The organism is Chelativorans sp. AA-79 (assembly GCF_029457495.1).
In the GTDB taxonomy this organism is placed as follows: Bacteria; Pseudomonadota; Alphaproteobacteria; order Rhizobiales; family Rhizobiaceae; genus Chelativorans.
The window spans coordinates 4,866,967-4,888,787 of sequence record NZ_CP120361.1 but is presented as its reverse complement, the minus strand read 5'-3'; the positions used below and the strand labels follow the sequence as shown (position 1 = coordinate 4,888,787).

The following is a 21,821-nucleotide window of genomic DNA, read 5'->3' as shown; positions in this document are numbered from 1 at the left end:
AAACTCATGAATAGACGCGATTTCATCACAACGGCCGTGACCGCCGGGGTCTTGGCGATGTTCGCCGGGGCAGGGTCTGCCCAGGACTTTCCCTCGCGACCGGTGACCGTGGTCGTGCCCTATACGGCGGGCGGGGCGACGGACACGCTGGCACGCGTGATCGCCGCGCCGCTGAGCGAGGCGTTGGGTCAGCCGGTGGTCATCGAGAACCGACCGGGCGCCGGCGGCGCGGTCGGTGCGGAGTTTGTCGCGCGGTCGGGCCCTGACGGCTACACGCTGCTGTTTCACACCGCCACCGTCTCTGTCTATCCAACCACGCAGCCAGACCTTGATTTCGACTATCGCACGGATTTTGCTCCGATCACCCTTGCCGCCCGTGCGCCCTATGTGATCGCCATCAGCAACAATCTTCCCGCCAACGATCTCAAAGGTTTTATCGAATACGCCAAGGCGCATCCCGGTGAGCTCAACCATGGCTCTCCCGGCACCGGCACCTCGACCCATCTCGCGGCCGAACTCTTCAAGCAGCAAGTCGGTATCGATCTCCTGCATGTACCCTATGGCGGCAGTTCGGCGGTTCTTACCGCCACCCGCGCCGGCGAGATCGACTTCATGATGGACACCTATCTCGGGCTGAAGGGTGCGGTTGATGGCGGCGACGTCAAACCGCTCGCCGTGGGCACGGCCAACAGGCAGGCCTTCAACAAGGACATTCCCACCTTCAAGGAACAGGACGTCGAGGATCTGGAACTGGCGGCCTGGTTCGCGTTCGCCGCACCCGCAGGCACGCCGGAGGACATCATCGGCACGCTCAACGCGGCGATCCTGGAGGCACTGAAGAATCCACGCGTCGTCGCGACGGTCGAGGCTCAGGGCGAGATCGTCGGCAGTACGCCGCAGGAACTCGGTGCGCAGGTTGCCAAGGAAGTCGACATGTGGGCCCAGGTGGCTGCAAAGGCGGGGGTTGAATAGTCCCCGCCTGCAGACCATCGAGCGTCCGCCGAACGTATGGTGTCCACATTACTTAAGCGAGACGGTCACCGCAATCTGATCTCCCGGTTCGCCACGCCAAGGGGGAAGGTTGAGTTCATCTCCAGGAGCCAGAGCAGTTCCCGCACAGCTTGGCGGCCGTTGCCATCGGCCGGGGCACGGTCGGCGGCGACGGGTTTTGCCCTGCTCGCCCTGGCGGCCGGCAACCGCTGCCGAGCCGGCCTGGTGCAAGCTGCGCATCTCGCGGAACTGCCCGAAGCCGTGCGCTGACATCGCGTATCCAGGTGCCGCCGGTCCGCTCATCCGGAATTTTCCCTAGCGGATCCGCGTCCTGGGCTCCCAGCCGAGGCGCTCGGAGATGCGGCCTGCAGCGGCGGCCAGAAGCTTGGTGAACCGTACGATCTCCGTGTCCTGCGTGCGGAAGGCGGGAGCCGCGATGTTGATGGCGGCGACCACCGAGCCGTCGACCGCGAAGACCGGGACGGACACGGAAACGAGCTGCTCGCTCACCTCGCCGCGGCTGATGCAATAACCCTGTTCCTTGATTCTTTGCAGCATCAGGCGCAGCCGTCCGGCGTCCGTGATCGTTCTGGGCGTGAGGGCAGGGCGCTTGCTGGCGATGATCTCGTCCTGGTCCTCTGCCGGCATATAGGCCAGAAGCACCTTGCTGGAGCCGGCATAGAGCGGCCGCCGGCGGCCGACCACCGCGTGCACGCGGAGATCCCGCGAGGGTTCGAATTTGGCAATGCACAAGGCTTCCATCTTGTCGCGCACGCGCATCTGAACGGTTTCGTTCACCTTGAGCGTCAACTCCTCGAGAATGGGGCTGGCGAACTTCACCAGGTCGATCTGCGAGGAAGCGGCCGTGCTGAGCACCAGCATGGCGTTTCCCAGCCAATAAGTGCCGTCCTTGGCCTGCCGCACCATCTGATGATGTTCCAGTGTGCGTAACATTCGGAAGATCGTTGTCTTGCTGCTGGCCGTGTTACGTGCCAGTTCAGAGACCCCGGTGCCGGGATATTTCGCAACCAGCATCAGAACTTGGAATGCCTTGTCAACAGATTCTATTATATACCTTTTTTGGCTTTTTGGCATCGCCGCTCCCTCGTTCGAGAGGTCCTTTGCCGCACTCCTCCGGCAGTGTTGCCGGCGCGCGGAGAATCTCGTTTCTCTGAAAGAAACACTAGCTTAAATCCGTTGACAAGCTTTGTCCGCATGTGACGTCATTATGACGCGCTGGACACGCAGTCTGACATAAGGACAAGGATAGCCAGGGGGTTGGTCCGGCCCAAATAGGAGGTATTCAGATGACGTTTTCCCTGAGCCGGCGGCAGGCTTTCTCCGCCCTTTTTGCCTTTGCGGCATTCTCGCTGGCGCCCGCGGCGGTCGCAGCCCAGGAGAAGAGCCTGGCGGTGGGCATGGCGTCGGTCTTCACCACGCTGGACCCTCACGAAGACTCCAACTCGCCAAACAACGCTGCCAGCCGGCACATCTTCGACAGTCTGATCAATCGCGGCCCCAACGCGGAGAACCTGCCGCAGCTCGCCACCGAATGGCGCGCGATCGACGACACCCATTGGGAATTCAAGCTGCGCGAGGACGTCAAGTTCCACGACGGGACCGATTTCGACGCCGAGGACGTCATCGCGTCGCTCCTGCGCGCCCGTGACAAGCCGACCCAGTCCTTCGCTGCCTACACCCGCAACATCGCCGATGTGACCACCCCCGACCCGCACACGGTCGTGGTTGAGACAACCGTGCCCGATCCGTTGATCCTCAATTCGCTGAGCCGGATCCGCATCATCAGCGCCGATCACGCCGAAGACGATGTCGCGGCATTCGACAGCGGGGCGGCGGCGGTCGGCACCGGCCCCTTCAAATTCGTCTCCTACACGCCGGGCGACCGCCTGGTGCTCGCCCGCAACGACGATTATTTCGCCGGCCCCGCCGCCTGGAGCGAGGTGACGCTGCGCATGATCCCGGATGCCGGGGCGCGGCTCGCTTCCCTGCTTTCGGGCGAGCTCGACGTGATCGAGAAGCTGCCGGCGGAAGGGCGCGAGCGCGTCGAGAGCTCAGACAGTCTGCAGGTCATTCGCGGCCAGTCCACGCGCATCGTCTATCTCGGCATGGATCTCTCGCGGGACAATTCGCCTTTCATTTCCGGCAAGGACGGGGCGCCCCTCGACGGGAACCCGTTGAAGGACGCGCGCGTGCGCAAGGCCATCCTGATGTCCATCAACCGCCCGGCCATCGTCGAGCGGATCATGCAGGGCAGCGGAACGGTCGCCCACCAGTTCGTCGCGGAAGACTATTTCGGGCATTCCGAGAACGTCGAGAAGGTGGAGTACGATCCCGAAGGCGCCAGGAAGCTTCTGGAGGAAGCCGGCTATCCGGACGGTTTTCGCATGACCATCCATGGGCCGTCCGGGCGCTACACCAATGACAGCGACGTTCTGCAGGCCGTCGGCCAGATGCTCTCCCGCATCGGCATCGAGACTGCGGTCGAGGTCATGCCCTGGTCCATGTATTCCGGCCGCTATTCGGAAGGCGAGTTCAGCCTGTTCCTCGGGTCCTGGGGCGTGAACACGGGCGAGGTCTCCAACCCGGCGATCGCCCTCGTGGCGGCCCGCGAAGAGGAGAAGGGCACCGGCCGCTACAATGGCGGCGGGATCGACGATCCCGAGATCAACAGCCTTCTCGACAAGGCTTCCGCCACCCTTGATGAGGGGACCCGCGAGGAGCTGCTGCGCAAGGTCTCCGAGCTCACTTTCAACCAGACCCTGCTCATTCCGATGCACTATGAGAGCGTGGTGCTCGGTGCGAGCAAGGAGATCCAGATGAAGCCGCGCGGCGATCAGTATACGCTTGTCTACGAGATAAAGCCGGCCGACTGACCGGTCTTTTCCCGGGAGTGCGGCCGGTCTGTGATCGGCCGCACCCTTTCATTGCCTCTCCAGGAGAACAAAATGCACGAACTTGGTTCGGGCGCCATCGCCCGTGCGCAGGCGGTCTATGACTATGGCGAGACGGCGATCTTCGCCGCCACTGCCGATCCTCGTTTCCATATGCTGCTCTATGTGCCGCCGGCGGTGATGGAAGGCAGGAAGGTGGACCTCCTCGTCGCCGTGCACGGCACCAGCCGCACCTCCGCGATCGAGTTCCGTGACGGTTTCGCCGAGTTCGGGCTCTACAATGATTGCGCGGTCCTGTGCCCCATCTTCCCGGTCAATGTGCGCGGGGACGGGCAGCGCTCGGGCTACAAATACATGGTCGAAGGCGACATCCGCTACGATCATGTCGTGCTCTCGATGGTCGAGGAGATGGCGCGGAAATACGGGCAGGACTGGTCGAAATTCGCCATTTTCGGCTTTTCCGGCGGCGGGCACTTCGCCCATCGCTTCGCCATCCTCCACCCGGAGCGGCTGTGGGCCGCGAGCATCGGCGCACCGGGCTCGGTCACCCTGCTCGATCCCGCCCGCGACTGGTGGGTGGGCATTCGAGACGTGGCGGAGAAGTTCGGCCGGCCCTTCGATCCCGCCGCCCTTGCCCGTGTGCCCGTGCACATGGTCGTCGGCGCACTCGACCTGGAGACCTGGGAGATCACGCACGAGCCGGGCTCGCGATACTGGATGGAGGGGGCCAACGATGCCGGTCGCACGCGGCCCGAAAGGCTCGCCAGCCTCGCAGGCTCCTTCGAGCAAGCGGGCGTGAACGTCACCTTTGACGAGGTGCCCGGCGTGTCGCACGACCGCATGAAGGTCCTGCACAAGGTCAAAGCCTTCCTGACGAAAACCCTTGCCGAGATGCGCGCCCGATGAAGAACGCCACCATTGTCGCTCCCCAGCCCGAAGCCGTCGAAGCGGGCGCCCAGGTTCTCGAACGCGGCGGCAACGCCGTCGATGCGGCGATCACCTGCGCCTTCGTGCAGGGCGTCGTCGATCCTCAGATGGCCGGCATCGGAGGCTTCGGCTCCATGCAGGTCTACATGCCGAAACGCGGCAATCATGAGATCCTCGAATTCTACGCGCTTGCGCCGCTTGCGGCCACGCCGGACATGTGGGTGGACAAGCTTCTCGGCCAGAGCCGGGACGGTTTCGGCTACATCCTCAAGGACAATATATCGGAGATCGGCTATCTCGCCTGCTGCACGCCAGGTTCTCTGAAGGGCTACGAGGCGGCGCTGAAGAGCTTCGGCACGTTCGACTGGGCGGATGTCATCGCTCCGGCAATCGCCTATGCCAGGAACGGTTTCATGGTCCGCTCCCACATGCACTGGTACTGGACGAAGGACCAGAGCGGGGATGGACAGGTCAACACGGTCGACAAGCTGCGTTACTCGCGCACGGGCCGGAGCGTCTACTTCCATCCGGACGGGCAGGTGAAGGGGGTGGGCGATATCCTGCGCAATCCCGAACTTGGCGATACGCTGGAGCGGATCGCCCGCAGCGGCGGTTCTGACATCTTCTACAAGGGCGAGATCGGCAGTCGGATCGCCGCCGACTTCCAGGCGAATGGCGGCCTTATCGGCGAAGAGGACCTTGCGGCCTACAGCATCACGCGGACCGAGCCGGTGTGGGGGGAATATCGCGGCCACCGCATCGCCGTCAGCCCGCCCCCGGCATCGGGCGTCTTCATGCTGGAGCTGCTGCAGATCCTCCAGCATTTCGATATCGGCCAAATGAAGCATGGCAGCGTGGAGCATGTCCGCACGCTTTTCGAGGCCATGAAGCGCATGACCGTGGACAAAGACCTCCATATGGGGGATCCCGCCTATGTCGAGGTGCCGGTCGAACGCCTGCTGTCGAAGGAGAACACGCTCGTCCATGCCGAAAGCATCCGCCGCGGCGAGCGCGCTCATGTGGAACGGCTCGATCTCTCCCAGCGCGACACCACGCATATCTCGGTGATCGACAAGGAAGGCAACGCCGTGGCGCTCACCCATACCCTCGGCAGTCCGTCCGGCGCCATCACGGACGGCCTCGGATTCATGTATAACGGCACCATGAGCCGTTTCGATCCCCGGCCTGGCCACGCCGGATCGATCGCGCCGGGCAAGCGGCGGGCGAGTTCGGCGGCGCCCACGGTCGTGTTCCGCGGCGATGATCCCTACATCGTCATCGGCGCGCCCGGCGGCAGCTATATCGCACCGACGGTGGCGCAGGGCATCATGAACATGATCGATTTCGACATGCCGGTTCTCGACGCGATCGCCGCACCGCGCATCGTGGGTGTCTCCGACACGATCGACATCTGCAACCGCGTCCGGCGTTCCGTCGAGGCGGACCTGCTTGCGGAAGGCTACGAGGTCGCACGATCGCCGCAGACCTATGCCTTCGCCGCGCTTCATGCCATTCGCATAGAGGATGGCGTGTCCAAGGGCGCGGCGGATCCGCAGCGCGACGGCATGGCCATCTCGGTGCCCTGATGATTTCGCGGAGGAACACGCGATGACAACTGCATTGATCCGCCGGACAATTCAGGCCCTTTTCGTCATCTTCGCGATGACGCTGATCGTGTTCCTGGGCGTGAACGTCATCGGCAACCCGGTGGATATCCTCATCAATCCGGATGCGAACCAGGCGGAGCGGGCCCGCGTCATAGCCCAGTTCGGTCTCGACCAGCCCCTGTGGAAGCAGTATCTCGACTTCCTCGGCGGGCTCCTGCACGGGGATCTGGGCAACAGCTTCGTCTACAATCGCCCCGCCTTGGACGTCATCTTCGAGCGGCTGCCGGCGACGCTGGAGCTCGCCGTCGCCGCGCTCGTGATCGCGATCGTCGTCGGGCTTCCGCTCGGCCTCTATGCCGGCCTTTACGCCAATTCCATCGCCGCGCGGGTCATCATGACCGGCTCCATCCTCGGCTTCTCCCTTCCTACCTTCTGGGTCGGCCTGATGCTGATTCTGGTCTTTTCGGTGCAGATGGGCTGGCTGCCGACCAATGGGCGGGGCGAAACGGTCGAGGTGCTGGGCATCCAGTGGTCGTTTCTCACGAGCGACGGCCTGAAGCACCTGTTCCTGCCTGCCCTCAACCTCGCCCTGTTCAAGACCTCGCTCGTCCTGCGGCTGACGCGGGCGGGCGTGCAGGAGGTGCTGCCGCAGGACTACGTCAAGTTCGCCCGCGCCAAGGGGCTGCCGGAGAGCCGCATCGTCCTCGTGCATGTGCTGAAGAACCTGATGATCCCCGTCGTCACGATCATCGGACTGGAGTTCGGCTCCCTCATCGCCTTCTCCGTCGTCACGGAGAGCATCTTCGCCTGGCCCGGTGTCGGCAAGCTCATCATCGACAGTATCAATCTGCTCGATCGGCCTGTCGTCGTCGCGTACCTGATGATGATGGTGCTCCTTTTCGTGACGCTGAACTTCATCATCGATGTCTGTTACACGCTGCTGGACCCGCGCGTCCGGCTGGATGCGAAGGGGTAGGCCCATGTCCGGCATGGTCGAAGCGGAAGAGGTGCCGGTCTCCGAAAACGAGGCGGCCAAGGGCGAGGCGGAACGGCACCGCCTCTTCAGGCTCCTGGAGAAGCCGGGAGCGATGATTGCGCTTGCCGCGCTCGTCATCATCATCCTGCTTGCGGTGTTCGCCCCCTGGATATCGCCGCAGAACCCTTATGATCTCAACCAGATCGACATCCTCGACAGCCGGCTGCCGCCGGGCTCGGAATCCTTCGACGGCGTGCCCTATCTCCTGGGAACCGATGCGCAGGGCCGGGACATCCTCTCCGGAATCCTTTACGGGCTGCGCACATCGCTCCTGGTGGGAGTCGTTTCCGCATTCGCCGCCGCCATCATCGGAACCATGCTCGGCCTATTCGCGGCCTATGCGGGCGGGCGGACCGAAAGCCTGATCATGCGGCTCGTCGACCTCCAGCTTTCCTTCCCGACCATCCTGATGGCCCTGATGATGCTGGCCGTGCTCGGCAAGGGCGTGGTCAATGTGGTGCTCGCGCTCATCGTCGCCGAGTGGGCCACCTATGCCCGCACGACGCGCGGCGCAGCGCTCGTGGAGCGGGAGAAGGAATATATCGAAGCCGCCCGCAGCCTGTGCCTTCCCGGCTGGCGCGTCCTGCTCCATCATCTTCTGCCGAACTGCCTTGCCCCGGTCATCGTCATCGCCACCATGCAGGTGGCCCGCGCGATCAGCCTGGAGGCGACGCTGTCCTTCCTCGGGCTCGGCGCCTCGGTGACGGAGCCTTCGCTGGGGATGCTCATCTCGAACGGATACCAGTACCTGCTTTCCGGCCTCTACTGGATCAGCTTCTTTCCCGGAATCGCTTTGTTCGTGACCATCGTGGCGATCAACCTCGTCGGCGACGGTCTTCGCGATGTCCTCAATCCCAGGAGCACCTGACATGGCACCGCTCCTCGATGTCCGCAATCTCGTGACCGAGTTCCCGCACGGGCGCGGCGGGCACCCCCTGCGCGCCGTCAACGACGTCTCGTTCTCGCTTTCCCGCGGCCGGGTGCTCGGCCTCGTCGGCGAGAGCGGCTCCGGCAAGTCCGTCACCGGCTTTACCATCATGGGCCTCGTCGAGCGCCCCGGCCGCGTGGCCTCGGGGCAGATCCTCTTCGACGGCACGGACCTTGCGCGGCTGTCACCGGAGGAGATGCGCCGCTGGCGCGGCTCGCGTATCGCCATGGTGTTCCAGGACCCGATGATGACGCTGAACCCGGTCCTGCGCATCGAGACGCAGATGGTCGAAACCGTGCTCGCGCATCGCAGCATGTCCCACGCGGAGGCGCGCGCGCATGCCCGTGATGCGCTCGGCAAGGTCGGCATACCCAGCCCGGAGGAGAGGCTCTCGGCTTATCCGCACCAGTTCTCCGGCGGCATGCGGCAGCGCGTCGTCATCGCCATCGCGCTCCTGAACAGCCCGGACCTCATCATTGCGGACGAGCCGACCACCGCCCTCGACGTCACCATCCAGGCGCAGATCATCTCCGAGTTCCAGCGCCTCGCCGAGGAGAACAACACGGCCGTCATCTGGATCACGCATGACCTCGCCATCGTTTCGCGGCTGGCCGACGATATCGCCGTGATGTATGCCGGACGCATCGTCGAGAAGGGGAGCGTGTCGGCGGTCCTCGGCACGCCGCGCCACCCCTATACGCGCGGGCTCATGAACTCGGTGCCGAGCCAGAACGAACGCCGCAAACGGCTGCTCCAGATCCCCGGCATGACGCCCAGCCTGGCAAACCTGCCCGAGGGCTGCAGCTTCCGCAGCCGCTGCACGCATGCGGACGGCATGTGCCTGCAGATGCCGAAGTTGGGGGAGGGCCCTGAGGGGCACGGCTTCCGCTGCTTTCACCCGCTGGAGGAAGGGTCTGTACGATGAACCCGGTGCAGAACGAAGAGACCCCGGTCCTGGAGGTGCGCGACGTCTCGCGCGTCTTCGGGCCGGAGCCGGACCTGGCGGCGCGGATCTCCATCCGCCTGGGCGCGGCAAAGCCGCCGCCCACCGTCCGCGCGCTCGATGGCGTCAGCCTCTCCGTACGCAAGGGAGAGGTGCTGGGCGTCGTGGGCGAAAGCGGGTGCGGCAAGTCCACGCTCGGGCGCATCATGGCCGCCATATCGCCGGCCTCGTCGGGCGACCTCGTCTGGAAAGGGCGCAGGAGCACGGAGATGAGCGGCCCGGAGCGGAAGCGGATGGGCCTCGCCGTGCAGATGATCTTCCAGAACCCCATGGCTGCGCTCAACCCGCGCACGACCGTCGACAGGATCATCTCGGAGGCGCCGCGCGTCCACCGTCTCATCTCCGGCAAGACCGGGGCCTATGTGGACGAATATCTACGGATGGTCGGCTTCGATCCTTCGATGAAGAAGCGCTTCCCGCACCAGTTCTCCGGCGGCCAGCGTCAGCGGATCAACATCGCGCGCGCCCTTGCGGTGCAGCCGGAATTCCTCGTCTGCGACGAAAGCGTTGCCGCCCTGGACGTCTCGATCCAGGCGCAGATCCTGAACCTCTTCATGGATCTGCGCGAAGAGCTCGACCTGACTTATGTCTTCATCAGCCACGATCTCGGCGTGGTCGAGCACATTTCCGACCGGGTGGCCATCATGTATCTCGGGCGGATCGTGGAGGAGGCGCCGGTCGAGGAGATCTTCCGCCGGCCGAACCATCCCTATACCCAGGCGCTTCTATCGGGCATTCCGAGGATCGAACCGAAGAAACAGCGTTTCGAGGCCATAAAGGGGGAACTGCCGAGCCCGCTCGCGCCGCCCGGCGGCTGCCATTTCCATCCCCGGTGTCCGCTCGCGCAGCCGAGATGCAGCCGGGAGGCGCCCGCCATGCGCGCCGTGGCCCCCGGCCATCGTTCCGCCTGCCATCTCAACGGCTGAGCCTCGGCTGTCCGTCAGTCGGTCAGTTCCTGGTCGGGCAGCACGACGAAGATCAGCACCGCGATGATGGTGATGAAGAACCGGAACGCGGATTCGATTCCGTTCCAGGTCTGCGACATCCACATGCCGAACCACTCGCCGCCGATCGACATGAAGCCGACCTGCCAGACGAGAAAGCCCAGCGCGAGGCCAGCGATCGCCCATTTCTTGGCGTGGTTGAAGGCCGATGCGCCGCTCCTCAGCCGGCCCAGCATGCTGAAGGCGCCGATCCAGCACAGGATTGCCGTCAGCGTCTCCATGGCGATGATGAAGTTGTAGGCCGCGTGATGCAGCGTCGGACTGGTGATCGCGCGATATTTGATCGTCGCGTCGGGGAAGATCGTGTCCATCATGAGCACATGCTGAACGAATGCGTAATTGGTGCCGTAATCCGTGATGTTTCCAAACGAGACCAGCGAGGCAAAGAAGGCGATGGCCGCTACAAAGGCCGTCTTCGTCAATCGTGTGATGAACATGAAAGTATTCCCCTGAAGAAATAGAGATGCCTGAACGCGGCAATTCTCCACGGAACGGGTTAATGAGGCCTTATTCCGGTGGCCGTTGCTTTGGCCGTTGTGGACCGTTCAGGCATGGATCCTCGGGGCAAGCCCGAGGATGCTTCCTCCGATCGAAATGTTTGGAGGTGCCGGAGTCCTCTGCTTCGTCATCCTCGGGCTTGCCCCGAGGATCCAAGCCTGAACATCACCATCACCAGCGGGTCGGACATTCGGCGTGAACCCTTCCACCCGCCGGGCGGTACGCTCTCAAGGATGATTGTGCCTGTAATGCGGATGGCCGGGGCTGCGGCCATAGACATCGGTGTAGCCGCTGGTGCCGGCGGATGCCTGGAGGCCGACGAAATAGCCCGAGGCGGCGCCGAAGACGAGGCCGGCGATCAGGGCCACCCACACCCAGTGAATGTGTATCCCGCCGCCGGCCTTCGCCTTTTCTGTCTGCGGCTTCCGTTCCGTCTTCTTGCGCGGCATTGTGGCCCCCTTGATTCCCGCTCGCGGGAAGATCGCCCCTGGCGGGCTTCCTGTAAAGAGCGCGCGTCCCGCCAAGGGTCAGCGGTGCCGCACCAGCCTGCGGATGCGGTTGCGCAGCAGGCGCAGCGCATTGCGCGTCTCGCGGTGGAAATGGATCTGGCCGGCCGCCTGGTGGGCGAGCCGCTCCGTGCCGGGGACGAGGCCGACCACGAAGGTGCCGATGGCGCGCCGCTCCGACCATAGCCGGCTCATCACCGGATGGTCCGGCACCGCGCAAGAATCGGTCGCTGTGATGTTGGGGTCCTCGAGATGGGCTTTCGTCACCTCGATCATCAGCAGCGTGCCGGGGGAGAAGGCGGCGTAGTTCTCGTCATAGGCCGTCTTCCACGTATAGGCCATGCCCGCTTCCACGAAGACCACGAGGCTCGCCAGCGCATGGTTGTTGAGCACCAGTGTATGGATGCGGCAGAGGTCCCGCTCGGCGAGCCTGTACACGGCCTCCCGCGCAAACGCCGCGCGGTAGCGGTCGATCACCATCGCCGTCCGCTCGCGCCCCTTCCAGCCGGAAGCTTCCAGCGTGAGGAAGGTCTCGATCGCCGCGCGGATCTCGTCGGGCTGGCGGGCGATGCGGTGTTCCAGCCGGCCGAGATCAGCAAGGCGCCGCTTGAGGCGCCGGAACTCGCGGTAATGGTGCGAACGCAGGCTCTGCTTCAGATAGGCCTCGCCGTCGAGGCTGCTGTCGAGGAAAGGGCGTTCCGCCTCGCCCGCCGCGATCAGCGGCAGGTTGCGCGCCTCCGCCACCGCGCGCAGCGCCGCAGCGAACGGGCCGTCAAATCTCGTTTCCGGGAAGACGAAGATCTTCGGCAGTTTCAGATGCGGCCGTGCCAGCATGGCGAAGAAATCCTCGATCACGCCGACGGGGTCGTCGCCGTCGACCAGCGGCGTGCCGAGCGGGCCGAAGGGGTGCGCCCAGGCCCGCAGCACAGTGGCGCCCAGGGGAAGCGGCGGCTTCTCGACCGAGAAGGGCACGAGCAGGCGCAGCCTGTTCTTCTCCTCCGTGCCGTCGCGTATGACGGCGAGGCGCACCTCGCGGTCCTCCAGCCGCGGCATGGCCGGCGCCAGGAAACGGGGATTGAAGAAGACGTTGGGCTCGATGGCGCGGGCGGCCAGATAGTCGAGCTCCTCGACCAGATCGAACCCGGCCGATGCGGCGTAGATCGCCATGCGTCGCAACGGGCGCCTGGCGGAAATGAGCTCCATGTCGGCGCGTTCGGGTCCCTCGGAGAGGCCGGCGATATCACTGATCAGTGCGCCGGCGGCGCTGCCGCCGGTCTCTTCCAGAAGAGGCGTGGCCACCATCAGACTGTCTCCTTGGGCGACGGAAGAAACGCCACCATGACGATGCCGAGCTTGCGCCGGACCGTGAAGGCGAGCAGCACAGCCTCGACGACGAGAGCCGTCGACATGCCGATCGCGACGCCCCAGAGCCCGAGCCTCGGGATGAGAAAGACGCTGAGCCCGATATTGACGGCCAGCGTGATGGCGTAGACCACGACACTGCTGTTCTCGTGGCCGCTCATGGTCAGCAGGCTTTCCGCCGGACCCACCGTGGCGCGGAAGATCACCGCCGCCACGAGCAGGAAGAGAAGCGGGTAACCTGCGTCGAAGCCGGGGCCGAACAGCATCAGGATCGGCTTGCCGAGCGCAAGGACGGCAAGCCCCATGATCGTGGCGGGAATGAAGGTCCAGTAGGTCGTCTCGCGCGCGAAGCGCGCAAGCGCTGCCCTGTCGCCGCTGTGCAGATAGGCGGAATAGCGCTGAATGACCCCGGTCCGCACCGCGTAGTAGACAAAATGGACGAGCGCCAGCGCCTTCGTCGTGGCGAAATAGACGGCCACGTCCGTCGGCTGCATGAAGCGGCCGACCAGCAGCACGTCGGCATTGGTGAGCAGGTAGTAGAAGCCGTTGGAAAGGAAGATGGGAAGCGACACGATGAGCCATTCGCGCAGACGGAAGGCCGGCTTGACCGGCCGATGGGGGCTTTCCGTGCCTCTGGCCACATAGGCGATTTGCAGGAGCGTGGTGAGGTAGGTGGCGAAGATGGCCGCCAGCACCGCGGCTGCCGCGTCAGGCTGGCTTCCAGCCATGTGCAGGGTCCAAAGGAAGACGAGGATGAGCATGGGCCGGATGAAGAAGCTCGGCGTCATGGACCAGAGCGGCCAGCCATGCGCGCGCGCCGTCCCCTGCAGCAGGTCGCCGAGCGCGATCATGGGCAGGCAGATGAGCCCGAGATAGAAGGGGAGGACGTAGTAGCTCTGGATCTCCTCCTCGAAGAGCCAGATGCCGAGGGCGCCGGCAAGGGCGAGAGCCGTCGCGGAAAGGAACACGATGCGCTGGCTCGCCACGAGGATGCCGCGCAGCTCGGCCGGTCGGTCCTTGGCCTCGTATTCGGGCACGAAGCGGATCACGCTCGTTTGGAAGCCCAGGCAGGCCGTGTTGCCCAGGATGATCATGGTCACCCAGACCAGCACGAAAATGCCGTATTCGAACCCGCCCATATAGCGGGCGAGCAGCACCTGGCTCACAAAGGCGATGACGGCGTTGACGATGCGCATGCCGAAGGCGATGAGCGACATGCGCCCCGCCTGCCCCCGCGCGTCCGGCGCGGAGACGAGCGCGTCGAACCGGCTGGCCCACGGGCGCGCAAGCGCGGCGAACCTGCCCGGCAGAAGACGTTCAGCTGCTTCCGCCGCCGAAAAGCGCACTCGGAATACCCCCGCTTCTTGAAAACTGGCCTTTTTGTTAGGCCAAAGTCTTTAAAAGCTCGTTGCAAAGGAAGAAAGGCACTTGTTGTGAGGCGTGGCCGTTGTGAAGAGGCAAACCTTGCCCCGCAATGGGGCTTGTCTTCAAGACTCGACTATTTAGCTGCGTCCGTCACCGGCTGTGTCTACATGACCGTCGCCCATCTCCCCACAAGCGGAGATCGACACCTTCACCGCAGCTTTTGCCAATCGCAACGATGGAGTTTTGCCGAGAACCTCTCCTCCCCGTCATCCTCGGACTTGACCCGGAGGATTCATGCCTGACCAATCTCCCACGTCGCAGGCATTGAGGATGAGGAGCACCGGCATTGAGCCTGCATCCCGCTCAAAACGGGGATAGAATCCGCACCTCCAGAATCTTTTTGCGACGCCAACCCTCTGTTCCCACTCGCTATTCGCTGTTTCATCACTCGCTCATTGCACTCTTTTTCTCTCCACCTCGCCGGCCTCCCTTATTCTTTCCCCATCGCTCTCGCGGGAACCGGATGCGCACCGGGTGTTCGGGAGGGCGGCGGAAACCTCCCTCCCCAGGATCGGAACCTGGGGATCCGAGGGCCCGCGACAGGCCGGCGGTGCCGGGGCGGTGGGTGACAGACGCCGTTTCCGGAAAAACGGATGCTGGGTGAGAGACGGCATCGCGGAAACCGCGGAGAAGCCGCCAGGGCTCTCCTTCGGCCCGGCAGAGACCACCCCCTTCATTGGGTGCAGCCGGGAAGGAGAAGGGTCCGAGTGATCGGCCGAGGTCGGGACAGACTCCGGCGGGGGTGAGGAGCGGTCCGCGCAGCGGACGAAAAGCCAACGATTTGGCTTTTCGAGCGAACGAACGCCCGGAGCGAAAGCGGAGGGCCAAAGGGAGCGCCTTTTTAATTTTGTGGCGTGAACGGTGCGCCCCGCTTCCCAAATTCTCTGCAATGGCCAGACGCGAAAGCGGGCGTGGCAATGGTGAGGCACGGCTTGAAACCCGGATCACGGAAACGACGACCCTTCGCACCCCCTCTGGGCTGCCGGGCATCTCCCCCCGCTTGGCGAGCCCGGGCCGGCGGCTACGCGAAAGCCCCGTGACAGTGCTTGTATTTCTTGCCGGAGCCGCAGGGGCAGGGCTCGTTGCGGCCGACCTTGCCCCAGGTCGCGGGGTCGTTCGGGTCGCGCTCCTCGGAAGGCACCGCGCGGGAGTCGGCGCGCGTGAGCGTCATCGTGTCGCCGTTCGCGAACTCGTCCTCGCCCGTGGTCGCATCGACGTGGTGGGTCTGCATGGCGGCAGGCGGGGGCGGCGGCGGGGCCTCGGCCGCTTCGCGCACCAGCTCCACGCGCATGAGCTGCGAGGTGACGACCTGGCGCAGATTGCCGAGCATGGCCTGGAAGAGCTCGAAGGCCTCGGTCTTGTACTCGTTGAGCGGATCGCGTTGGGCATAGCCGCGGAACCCGACGACGGAGCGCAGATGGTCGAGATTGACCAGATGTTCGCGCCACAGATGATCGAGCGTCTGGAGCAGGATCGACTTCTCCACATAGGTCATGATGTCCGGGCCGAACCGCTCGGCGCGGTCGGCCGCCGCCTTGTTCGCCGCCTCGGTGATGCGGGTGCGGATGTCGTCCTCGGCGATGCCCTCTTCCTTCACCCAGTCCTCGATGGGCAGGTCCAGGTTGAGATAGTTGCGCACGCCTTCCCTGAGGCCCGCCGCGTCCCACTGCTCCGCATAGACATTCTCGGGGATATGGCTGTCCACCAGCTCGTCGATGACGTCCTGGCGCATCTCGGCCACGGTTTCGGAGAGGTTTTCTCCGTCCATCAGCTCGATGCGCTGCTCGAAGACCACCTTGCGCTGGTCGTTCATGACGTCGTCATATTTGAGCAGGTTCTTGCGGATGTCGAAGTTGCGCGCCTCGACCTTCTTCTGCGCCTTCTCCAGCGCCTTGTTGATCCAGGGGTGGACGATCGCCTCGTCCTCCTTCAACCCCAGCTTCTGCAGCATGCCGTCCATGCGGTCGGAGCCGAAGATGCGCATCAGGTCGTCCTGGAGCGACAGGTAGAACTTCGAGCGGCCGGGATCGCCCTGGCGGCCGGAACGGCCGCGCAACTGGTTGTCGATGCGGCGGCTTTCATGGCGTTCCGTGGCGAGCACATAGAGGCCCCCGGCGGCGAGCGCCTTTTCCTTCAGCCGCTGCACATCCTCGCGGATGGCCTTCTCCTTCGTCTCGCGCTCCGGGCCTTCCGGCATGTCCTCGAGTTCCTGGGCGATGCGCATATCCGCGTTGCCGCCGAGCTGGATGTCCGTTCCGCGGCCGGCCATGTTGGTGGCGATGGTGATGGCGCCCGGCTTGCCGGCCTGGGAGACGATATAGGCCTCGCGCTCGTGATGGCGGGCGTTCAGGATCTCGAAATCCTTGACCCCTTCCTTGCGCAGCCGGTCCGCCAGATATTCGGATTTCTCGATCGAGGTGGTGCCGACAAGGATCGGCTGGCCCTTGTCGCGGGCCGCCTTGATCTCGCGAACGATGGCCCGGAACTTCTCCTCGACCGAGCGATAGACCTCGTCGTCCTCGTCGATGCGGCTCACCGGAAGGTTGGTGGGGATCTCGACCACGTCGAGGCCGTAGATATTGCCGAACTCCTCCGCCTCGGTCGAGGCCGTGCCCGTCATGCCGGCGAGCTTGTCATACATGCGGAAATAGTTCTGGAAGGTGATCGAGGCGAGCGTCTGGTTCTCCGGCTGGATCTTGACGTGCTCTTTGGCCTCGAGCGCCTGGTGCAGCCCGTCCGAGTAGCGCCGGCCCGGCATCATGCGGCCGGTGAACTCGTCGATGATGATCACCTCGTCGTTGCGGACGATGTAATCCTTGTCGCGCTGGAACAGCCTGTGCGCCTTCAGCGCATTGTTGAGGTGATGGACGATGGCGACGTTTTCCACGTCATAGAGCGAATCGCCCTTGAAGAGGTCCGCCTCGCGCAGAAGGTTCTCGACCTTCTCGGTGCCCTCCTCGGTGAAGGTCGCGGTCCGCTGCTTCTCGTCCACCTCGTAGTCCGCTTCCTCCAGCTTGGGGATGAAGGCGTCGATTGTGTTGTAGAGCTCGGACCGGTCGTCCAGCGGGCCGGAGATGATGAGCGGCGTGCGCGCCTCGTCGATCAGGATCGAGTCCACCTCGTCGACGATCGCGAAATTATGGCCGCGCTGCACCATCTGCGCGCGTTCATACTTCATGTTGTCGCGCAGATAGTCGAAGCCGAGCTCGTTGTTGGTGGCGTAGGTCACGTCGCAGGCATAGGCGGCACGGCGCTCCTCGTCGGACAGGCCGTGCACGATGACGCCGGTGGTGAGGCCCAGGAAACCGTAGACCCGGCCCATCCATTCGGCATCGCGCTTAGCGAGATAGTCGTTGACCGTGACGACATGCACGCCCTTGCCGGCGAGGGCGTTCAGATAGACGGGGAGGGTGGCCACGAGCGTCTTGCCTTCGCCGGTCTTCATCTCGGCGATGGAGCCCTCGTGCAGCACCATGCCGCCGATGAGCTGCACATCGAAGGGGCGCAGGCCCAGCACGCGGTGCGCGGCTTCGCGCACCACGGCGAAGGCGGGGACGAGCAGATCGTCGAGGCTCGCGCCTTCGGCGAGCTTCTGGCGGAACTCGTCGGTCTTCCCGCGCAGCGCTTCGTCGGAAAGCGCCTTCATCTCCTCTTCGAGCGCTCCGATCGCTTCGACGCGAGGCTTGAGCCCCTTCACGCGGCGCTCGTTAGACGATCCGAAAATCTTGCGGGCAAGGCCGCCGAGATTGACCATCCTCCGGTCCTTTCAATTCGCGATGCGCCGACTTCTCGCCGGCATTCCCGCCAGTCGGCCATTTCGGGCAGGCAGCAGTTCCGAGGCATCCGAAATGCTTCTGGACGCTGGATCGAAGGAGAGATAAGAGGGGCTACCTGCGATGTCAACTTCGCGTGGAGGCCATATCCGGCCGCACAAATCCGCCACATCTTGTGGTTACTGGATCATGTGAGGGCCAATGCTGTTGGCCAACCCAAAGAACATTCGACCGGAGAACAATCCATGCATCATTCCCTACGTCGCCATCTGATCGCGCGGGCAGGCGCGGCTGCGATCCTGGCCGCGCTGAGCTGTGCGCCGGCCCTGGCGCAGGAAAGCCCGGTCGTGGCAACGGTGAATGGCGAGCAGATCACCGAGGCGGACCTCGCGCTCGCGGAAACCGAGCTGGGACCGCAATTCGGCCAGATGCCCGAAGACCAGCGCCGCGCTGCCGCTCTTTCGGCCGTCATCGACGTGCGGCTGTTTGCCGCCGAGGCGGAAAAGGAAGGCATCGACCAAAGCGAGGATTTCCAGCGCCGGGCCGAGTTCCTGCGGCGGCGCGCGCTCCACAGCGCCTATATCGACGAGAACGTCGTGAAGCCGATTTCCGAGGAGGAGCTCCGCGCGCGCTACCAGGAAGAGATCGCCAAGATCCCGGCACAGGAGGAGGTGCACGCCCGCCACATCCTCGTGCCCACCGAGGACGAGGCCAAGGCGATCATCGAGCAGCTCGACGAGGGCGGCGACTTCGCCGCGATCGCCAAGGAGAAGTCGAAGGACGGCGCGGCCGCCAATGGCGGCGACCTCGGCTACTTCACGGCGGACGCCATGGTTCCGGAGTTCAGCCAGGCGGCCTTCGCCATGGAGCCGGGCTCCTATTCCAAGGAACCGGTGAAGACCCAGTTCGGCTGGCACGTCATCAAGGTGGAAGACAAGCGCATGCAGGAGCCGCCGGCCTTCGAGCAGGTGCAGGACCAGATCCGCTCCCTCGTCGTCCGCGATAAATATATGGACACGCTCGCCTCGCTCAGGGAAGGCGCCGAGGTCGAGATCCCCAACGCCGATCTCAAGAATGCCGTGGACGGCATGCTGCGCCAGCAGCTCGGCCAGGATGATCCGGCGGCGGCCGGTCAGCAGGCGCCGGCGGACGCGGAGCAACCCGAGACCCCCGCGCAGTAGTCTTGCCCTCGAGGGAAGAGCCGCGGAAGCCCGTCGCTTCCGCGGCTTCCTCACCCCGCCGGCGAAGGCATGCGCGGGCCGGCCGAACGGTTTCGGCTTGCGTCAGAGGGCGGCATGGGGCACACGGAGATGCACCGAGTCCCGCTTCTTTCCGGAATAGCCCATGTCGTCTGCCGTCTCGCCGCTTGCGCCGAAACGTTATCCTAAGATGCCCGAGGTCGAAGGTGTGCGCATCGCCGCCACCGAGGCGGGCATCAAGTACAGGAACCGCAAGGACCTGATGGTCATGGTCTTCGACGAGGGGACGACGGCGGCGGGCGTTTTCACGCGCTCCCAATGCCCCTCGGCCCCGGTCGAGTTCTGTCGCAGGAATCTGCCCCGCGGCAAGGCGCGCATCCTGGTCGTCAATTCGGGCAATGCCAATGCGTTCACCGGCCGGAAGGGACGGGAATCGACCGCCATGACGGCCGAGGCCGCCGCTGCGGCGGCCAGAGCCGGCGAGGACGAGGTCTTCCTGGCGTCCACCGGCGTGATCGGCGAGCCGCTCGATGCCGGCAAGTTCTCGCACCTGCTTGGCGATCTCGTGAAGCAGGCCGAGGCTGGCTCCTGGGAGGAGGCCGCGCGCGCCATCATGACGACGGACACCTATCCGAAATTCGTGACGGCGACGGCGAAGCTGGGCGAGGCGGATGTGGTGATCAACGGCATCGCAAAGGGCGCCGGCATGATCGCACCGGATATGGCGACGATGCTCTCCTTCGTCGCCACCGACGCGCCGATCGCCGCACCGGTGCTGCAGGACCTGCTTTCCAAGGCGACGGCGAAGACCTTCAACGCCGTGACGGTCGACAGCGACACCTCGACGAGCGACACGCTCATGCTCTTCGCCACCGGAAAGGCCGCCGGGCGCGGCGCACCCCTGATCACCGAACCCTCTGACCCTCGGCTTGCGGGCTTCCGCCGCGCGCTAGGCAAGCTCCTGAAGACACTTGCATTGCAGGTGGTGCGGGACGGAGAGGGCGCGCGCAAGCAGGTGGAGGTGACGGTGACCGGCGCGAAATCCGCGCGTTCGGCAAAACGCATCGCCCTTTCCATCGCCAATTCGCCTCTGGTGAAGACGGCGATCGCCGGCGAGGACGCAAATTGGGGCCGCGTCGTGATGGCCGTGGGCAAGGCGGGCGAGCCGGCTGAACGAGACCTCCTTTCCATCTGGTTCGGTGACGTCCGTGTCGCCCATGAGGGCGAGCGGGATCCCGATTATTCGGAGGACGAAGTCTCGACCTATATGAAGCGCGACGAGATCGACATCCGCGTCGATCTCGGGATGGGCCGGGGCAAGGCAACGGTCTGGACCTGCGACCTCACCAAGGAGTATGTCGCCATCAATGGCGACTACAGGAGCTGAGCGGGGCGTGGAGAACGAAGCGGTCGAGCGGCTGGCGATCATCCGGCGTTTCGAGGCGGCGGGATTCCGCGCCTGGCCGGCCACTTCGGTGCAATATGACGGCACCTGGGCGGTGCGGCTGACGGCAAGCCACCCCGCCAAACGGCTGAATTCCATCAACCCGCTCGATCCCAGTGACGACCGACGCCTTGGTGAGCGCATAGCGCTCGCGGCGCGGCGCTTCAAGGCTTATGGCCGGCCGCTCACCTTCCGCATATCGCCGCTCGCAGCGCCGGCGATTCCGGCCCATCTGGACGCCGAGGGCTGGACGGCATTCGGTCGTTCGAAGGTGATGCGGCTGGTGCTGAGCGAAGCGGCCCTCGCAAGCGCTGTCGACCAGATCCCGCTCAAGGACCTCAACCGCTTCGTGTCCGCGGCCTTCGAAGTGCACGGCTACGAGGCCGAACTGCGCCCCGGCTTCACCGAGGTGGTGAGTTCCATCAAGGCGGATACGGGACTCTTCGTCCTCGAGCAGAACGACGTCTCCGTCTCCACTGCGATCTGCGTGCACGACGGCGCGCTGGCCGGGCTTTTCGAGGTGGCGACGGCTCGGGAGCACCGTGGCAAGGGCTTCGGCAAGCGCATGCTTCTCTCGGCGCTGAAATGGGCCTTCACGCGCGGGGCGCGGATTGCATGGCTGCAAGTGGAGGAAAACAACGAGGCGGGGCTGGCGCTCTATCGTGCGCTCGGTTTCGAGGAAATCTACAGCTATCACTACAGACGGCCGGGGCAGGAAGGCTGAACGATGGAGGCGCGCGCAAAGCCTATTCTGCTGGTTGCCGCCTGCGCTCTCATCGATGCCGACGGGCGGATCCTGCTTGCGCAACGGCCGGAGGGCAAACCGATGGCCGGATTGTGGGAGTTCCCCGGCGGAAAGGTCGAGCCCGGCGAGACGCCGGAGGAGACGCTCATTCGTGAACTGCACGAGGAGCTTGGCATCGAGACGAAGGTTGCGTGTCTCGCGCCGTTGACCTTCGCAAGCCACTCCTATGAGCACTTCCACCTCTTGATGCCGCTCTATGTCTGCCGGCGGTACGAGGGCACACCGCATTCCCGCGAGGGGCAGGCGCTCAAATGGGTGCGCCCGCAGCGCCTGCGCGACTATCCCATGCCGCCTGCCGACGAGCCGCTCATCCCTTTCCTGATCGATCTCCTCTGATCGTTAAATCTTCCTTTAGCCAAAGCTGACAATTTGCGCCGGGGACATCGTACCAGCGAGGCCGGA

Annotated in this window: 18 protein-coding genes; 12 read left to right on the top strand and 6 right to left on the bottom strand. The window is 64.6% G+C overall.

Translation table 11 applies throughout. The annotated features are described in order from the left end of the window. Positions 1 to 6: 6 nt before the first annotated feature. Complete coding sequence (locus tag PVE73_RS23795) at positions 7 to 972, top strand: tripartite tricarboxylate transporter substrate-binding protein (protein WP_277364614.1); 966 nt, start codon at positions 7 to 9, stop codon at positions 970 to 972. A 333-nt stretch (positions 973 to 1,305) separates the two neighbouring features. Here the strand turns inward: PVE73_RS23795 and PVE73_RS23790 are convergent, their stop codons facing one another. Then, complete coding sequence (locus PVE73_RS23790; protein WP_277364613.1) at positions 1,306 to 2,025, bottom strand: IclR family transcriptional regulator; 720 nt, start codon at positions 2,023 to 2,025, stop codon at positions 1,306 to 1,308. Between the two features lie 272 nt (positions 2,026 to 2,297). Between PVE73_RS23790 and PVE73_RS23785 the strand changes: the two genes are divergently transcribed. The 7 genes from PVE73_RS23785 to PVE73_RS23755 all read left to right on the top strand — a co-directional run bounded on the left by PVE73_RS23785 (position 2,298) and on the right by PVE73_RS23755 (position 10,329). After that, positions 2,298 to 3,884: an ABC transporter substrate-binding protein gene (locus tag PVE73_RS23785; RefSeq protein ID WP_277364612.1), complete on the top strand. Its 1,587-nt coding sequence runs from the start codon at positions 2,298 to 2,300 to the stop codon at positions 3,882 to 3,884. Between the two features lie 72 nt (positions 3,885 to 3,956). After that, positions 3,957 to 4,808, top strand: a complete 852-nt coding sequence (locus PVE73_RS23780) for an alpha/beta hydrolase (protein WP_277364611.1) — start codon at positions 3,957 to 3,959, stop codon at positions 4,806 to 4,808. Further along, positions 4,805 to 6,415, top strand: coding sequence for a gamma-glutamyltransferase (gene ggt / locus PVE73_RS23775; RefSeq protein ID WP_277364610.1), 1,611 nt, complete (start codon positions 4,805 to 4,807; stop codon positions 6,413 to 6,415). The genes PVE73_RS23780 and ggt overlap by 4 nt, the downstream gene beginning before the upstream one ends. A gap of 22 nt (positions 6,416 to 6,437) precedes the next feature. Next, positions 6,438 to 7,412 (top strand): ABC transporter permease, encoded by a 975-nt coding sequence (locus PVE73_RS23770; protein ID WP_277364609.1) that lies wholly within the window; start codon positions 6,438 to 6,440, stop codon positions 7,410 to 7,412. 4 nt (positions 7,413 to 7,416) lie between these two features. Then, positions 7,417 to 8,340: an ABC transporter permease gene (locus PVE73_RS23765; protein WP_277364608.1), complete on the top strand. Its 924-nt coding sequence runs from the start codon at positions 7,417 to 7,419 to the stop codon at positions 8,338 to 8,340. 1 nt (position 8,341) lies between these two features. After that, positions 8,342 to 9,325, top strand: coding sequence for an ABC transporter ATP-binding protein (locus PVE73_RS23760; RefSeq protein WP_277364607.1), 984 nt, complete (start codon positions 8,342 to 8,344; stop codon positions 9,323 to 9,325). Further along, on the top strand, positions 9,322 to 10,329 hold the full coding sequence (locus PVE73_RS23755) for an oligopeptide/dipeptide ABC transporter ATP-binding protein (RefSeq protein ID WP_277364606.1): 1,008 nt from the start codon (positions 9,322 to 9,324) through the stop codon (positions 10,327 to 10,329). The genes PVE73_RS23760 and PVE73_RS23755 overlap by 4 nt, the downstream gene beginning before the upstream one ends. Before the next feature lie 14 nt (positions 10,330 to 10,343). Here PVE73_RS23755 and PVE73_RS23750 read toward each other — a convergent pair whose 3' ends face one another. The 5 genes from PVE73_RS23750 to secA form a co-directional block, all read right to left on the bottom strand. Next, positions 10,344 to 10,844, bottom strand: coding sequence for a DUF2165 domain-containing protein (locus PVE73_RS23750; RefSeq protein WP_277364605.1), 501 nt, complete (start codon positions 10,842 to 10,844; stop codon positions 10,344 to 10,346). Between the two features lie 288 nt (positions 10,845 to 11,132). Next, on the bottom strand, positions 11,133 to 11,354 hold the full coding sequence (locus tag PVE73_RS23745; RefSeq protein WP_277364604.1) for a hypothetical protein: 222 nt from the start codon (positions 11,352 to 11,354) through the stop codon (positions 11,133 to 11,135). Between the two features lie 78 nt (positions 11,355 to 11,432). After that, on the bottom strand, positions 11,433 to 12,713 hold the full coding sequence (locus PVE73_RS23740) for a GNAT family N-acetyltransferase (protein WP_277364603.1): 1,281 nt from the start codon (positions 12,711 to 12,713) through the stop codon (positions 11,433 to 11,435). Further along, positions 12,713 to 14,119: a lipopolysaccharide biosynthesis protein gene (locus PVE73_RS23735; protein ID WP_277364602.1), complete on the bottom strand. Its 1,407-nt coding sequence runs from the start codon at positions 14,117 to 14,119 to the stop codon at positions 12,713 to 12,715. Before PVE73_RS23735 ends, PVE73_RS23740 begins: the two co-directional genes overlap by 1 nt. 1,100 nt (positions 14,120 to 15,219) lie before the next feature. Next, positions 15,220 to 17,952 (bottom strand): preprotein translocase subunit SecA, encoded by a 2,733-nt coding sequence (gene secA / locus PVE73_RS23730; protein ID WP_277364601.1) that lies wholly within the window; start codon positions 17,950 to 17,952, stop codon positions 15,220 to 15,222. A gap of 264 nt (positions 17,953 to 18,216) precedes the next feature. Between secA and PVE73_RS23725 the strand changes: the two genes are divergently transcribed. The 4 genes from PVE73_RS23725 (at position 18,217) to mutT (ending at position 21,755) form a co-directional block, all read left to right on the top strand. After that, positions 18,217 to 19,152 (top strand): peptidylprolyl isomerase, encoded by a 936-nt coding sequence (locus PVE73_RS23725; protein ID WP_277364600.1) that lies wholly within the window; start codon positions 18,217 to 18,219, stop codon positions 19,150 to 19,152. 163 nt (positions 19,153 to 19,315) lie between these two features. After that, positions 19,316 to 20,557: a bifunctional glutamate N-acetyltransferase/amino-acid acetyltransferase ArgJ gene (gene argJ, locus PVE73_RS23720; protein WP_277364599.1), complete on the top strand. Its 1,242-nt coding sequence runs from the start codon at positions 19,316 to 19,318 to the stop codon at positions 20,555 to 20,557. Beyond that, the gene (locus PVE73_RS23715; RefSeq protein WP_277364598.1) at positions 20,538 to 21,338 is read left to right on the top strand and encodes a GNAT family N-acetyltransferase; all 801 of its coding nucleotides are present in this window, start codon (positions 20,538 to 20,540) and stop codon (positions 21,336 to 21,338) included. The genes argJ and PVE73_RS23715 overlap by 20 nt, the downstream gene beginning before the upstream one ends. 3 nt (positions 21,339 to 21,341) lie before the next feature. Further along, positions 21,342 to 21,755, top strand: coding sequence for an 8-oxo-dGTP diphosphatase MutT (gene mutT, locus PVE73_RS23710; protein WP_277364597.1), 414 nt, complete (start codon positions 21,342 to 21,344; stop codon positions 21,753 to 21,755). Positions 21,756 to 21,821 lie beyond the last annotated feature (66 nt).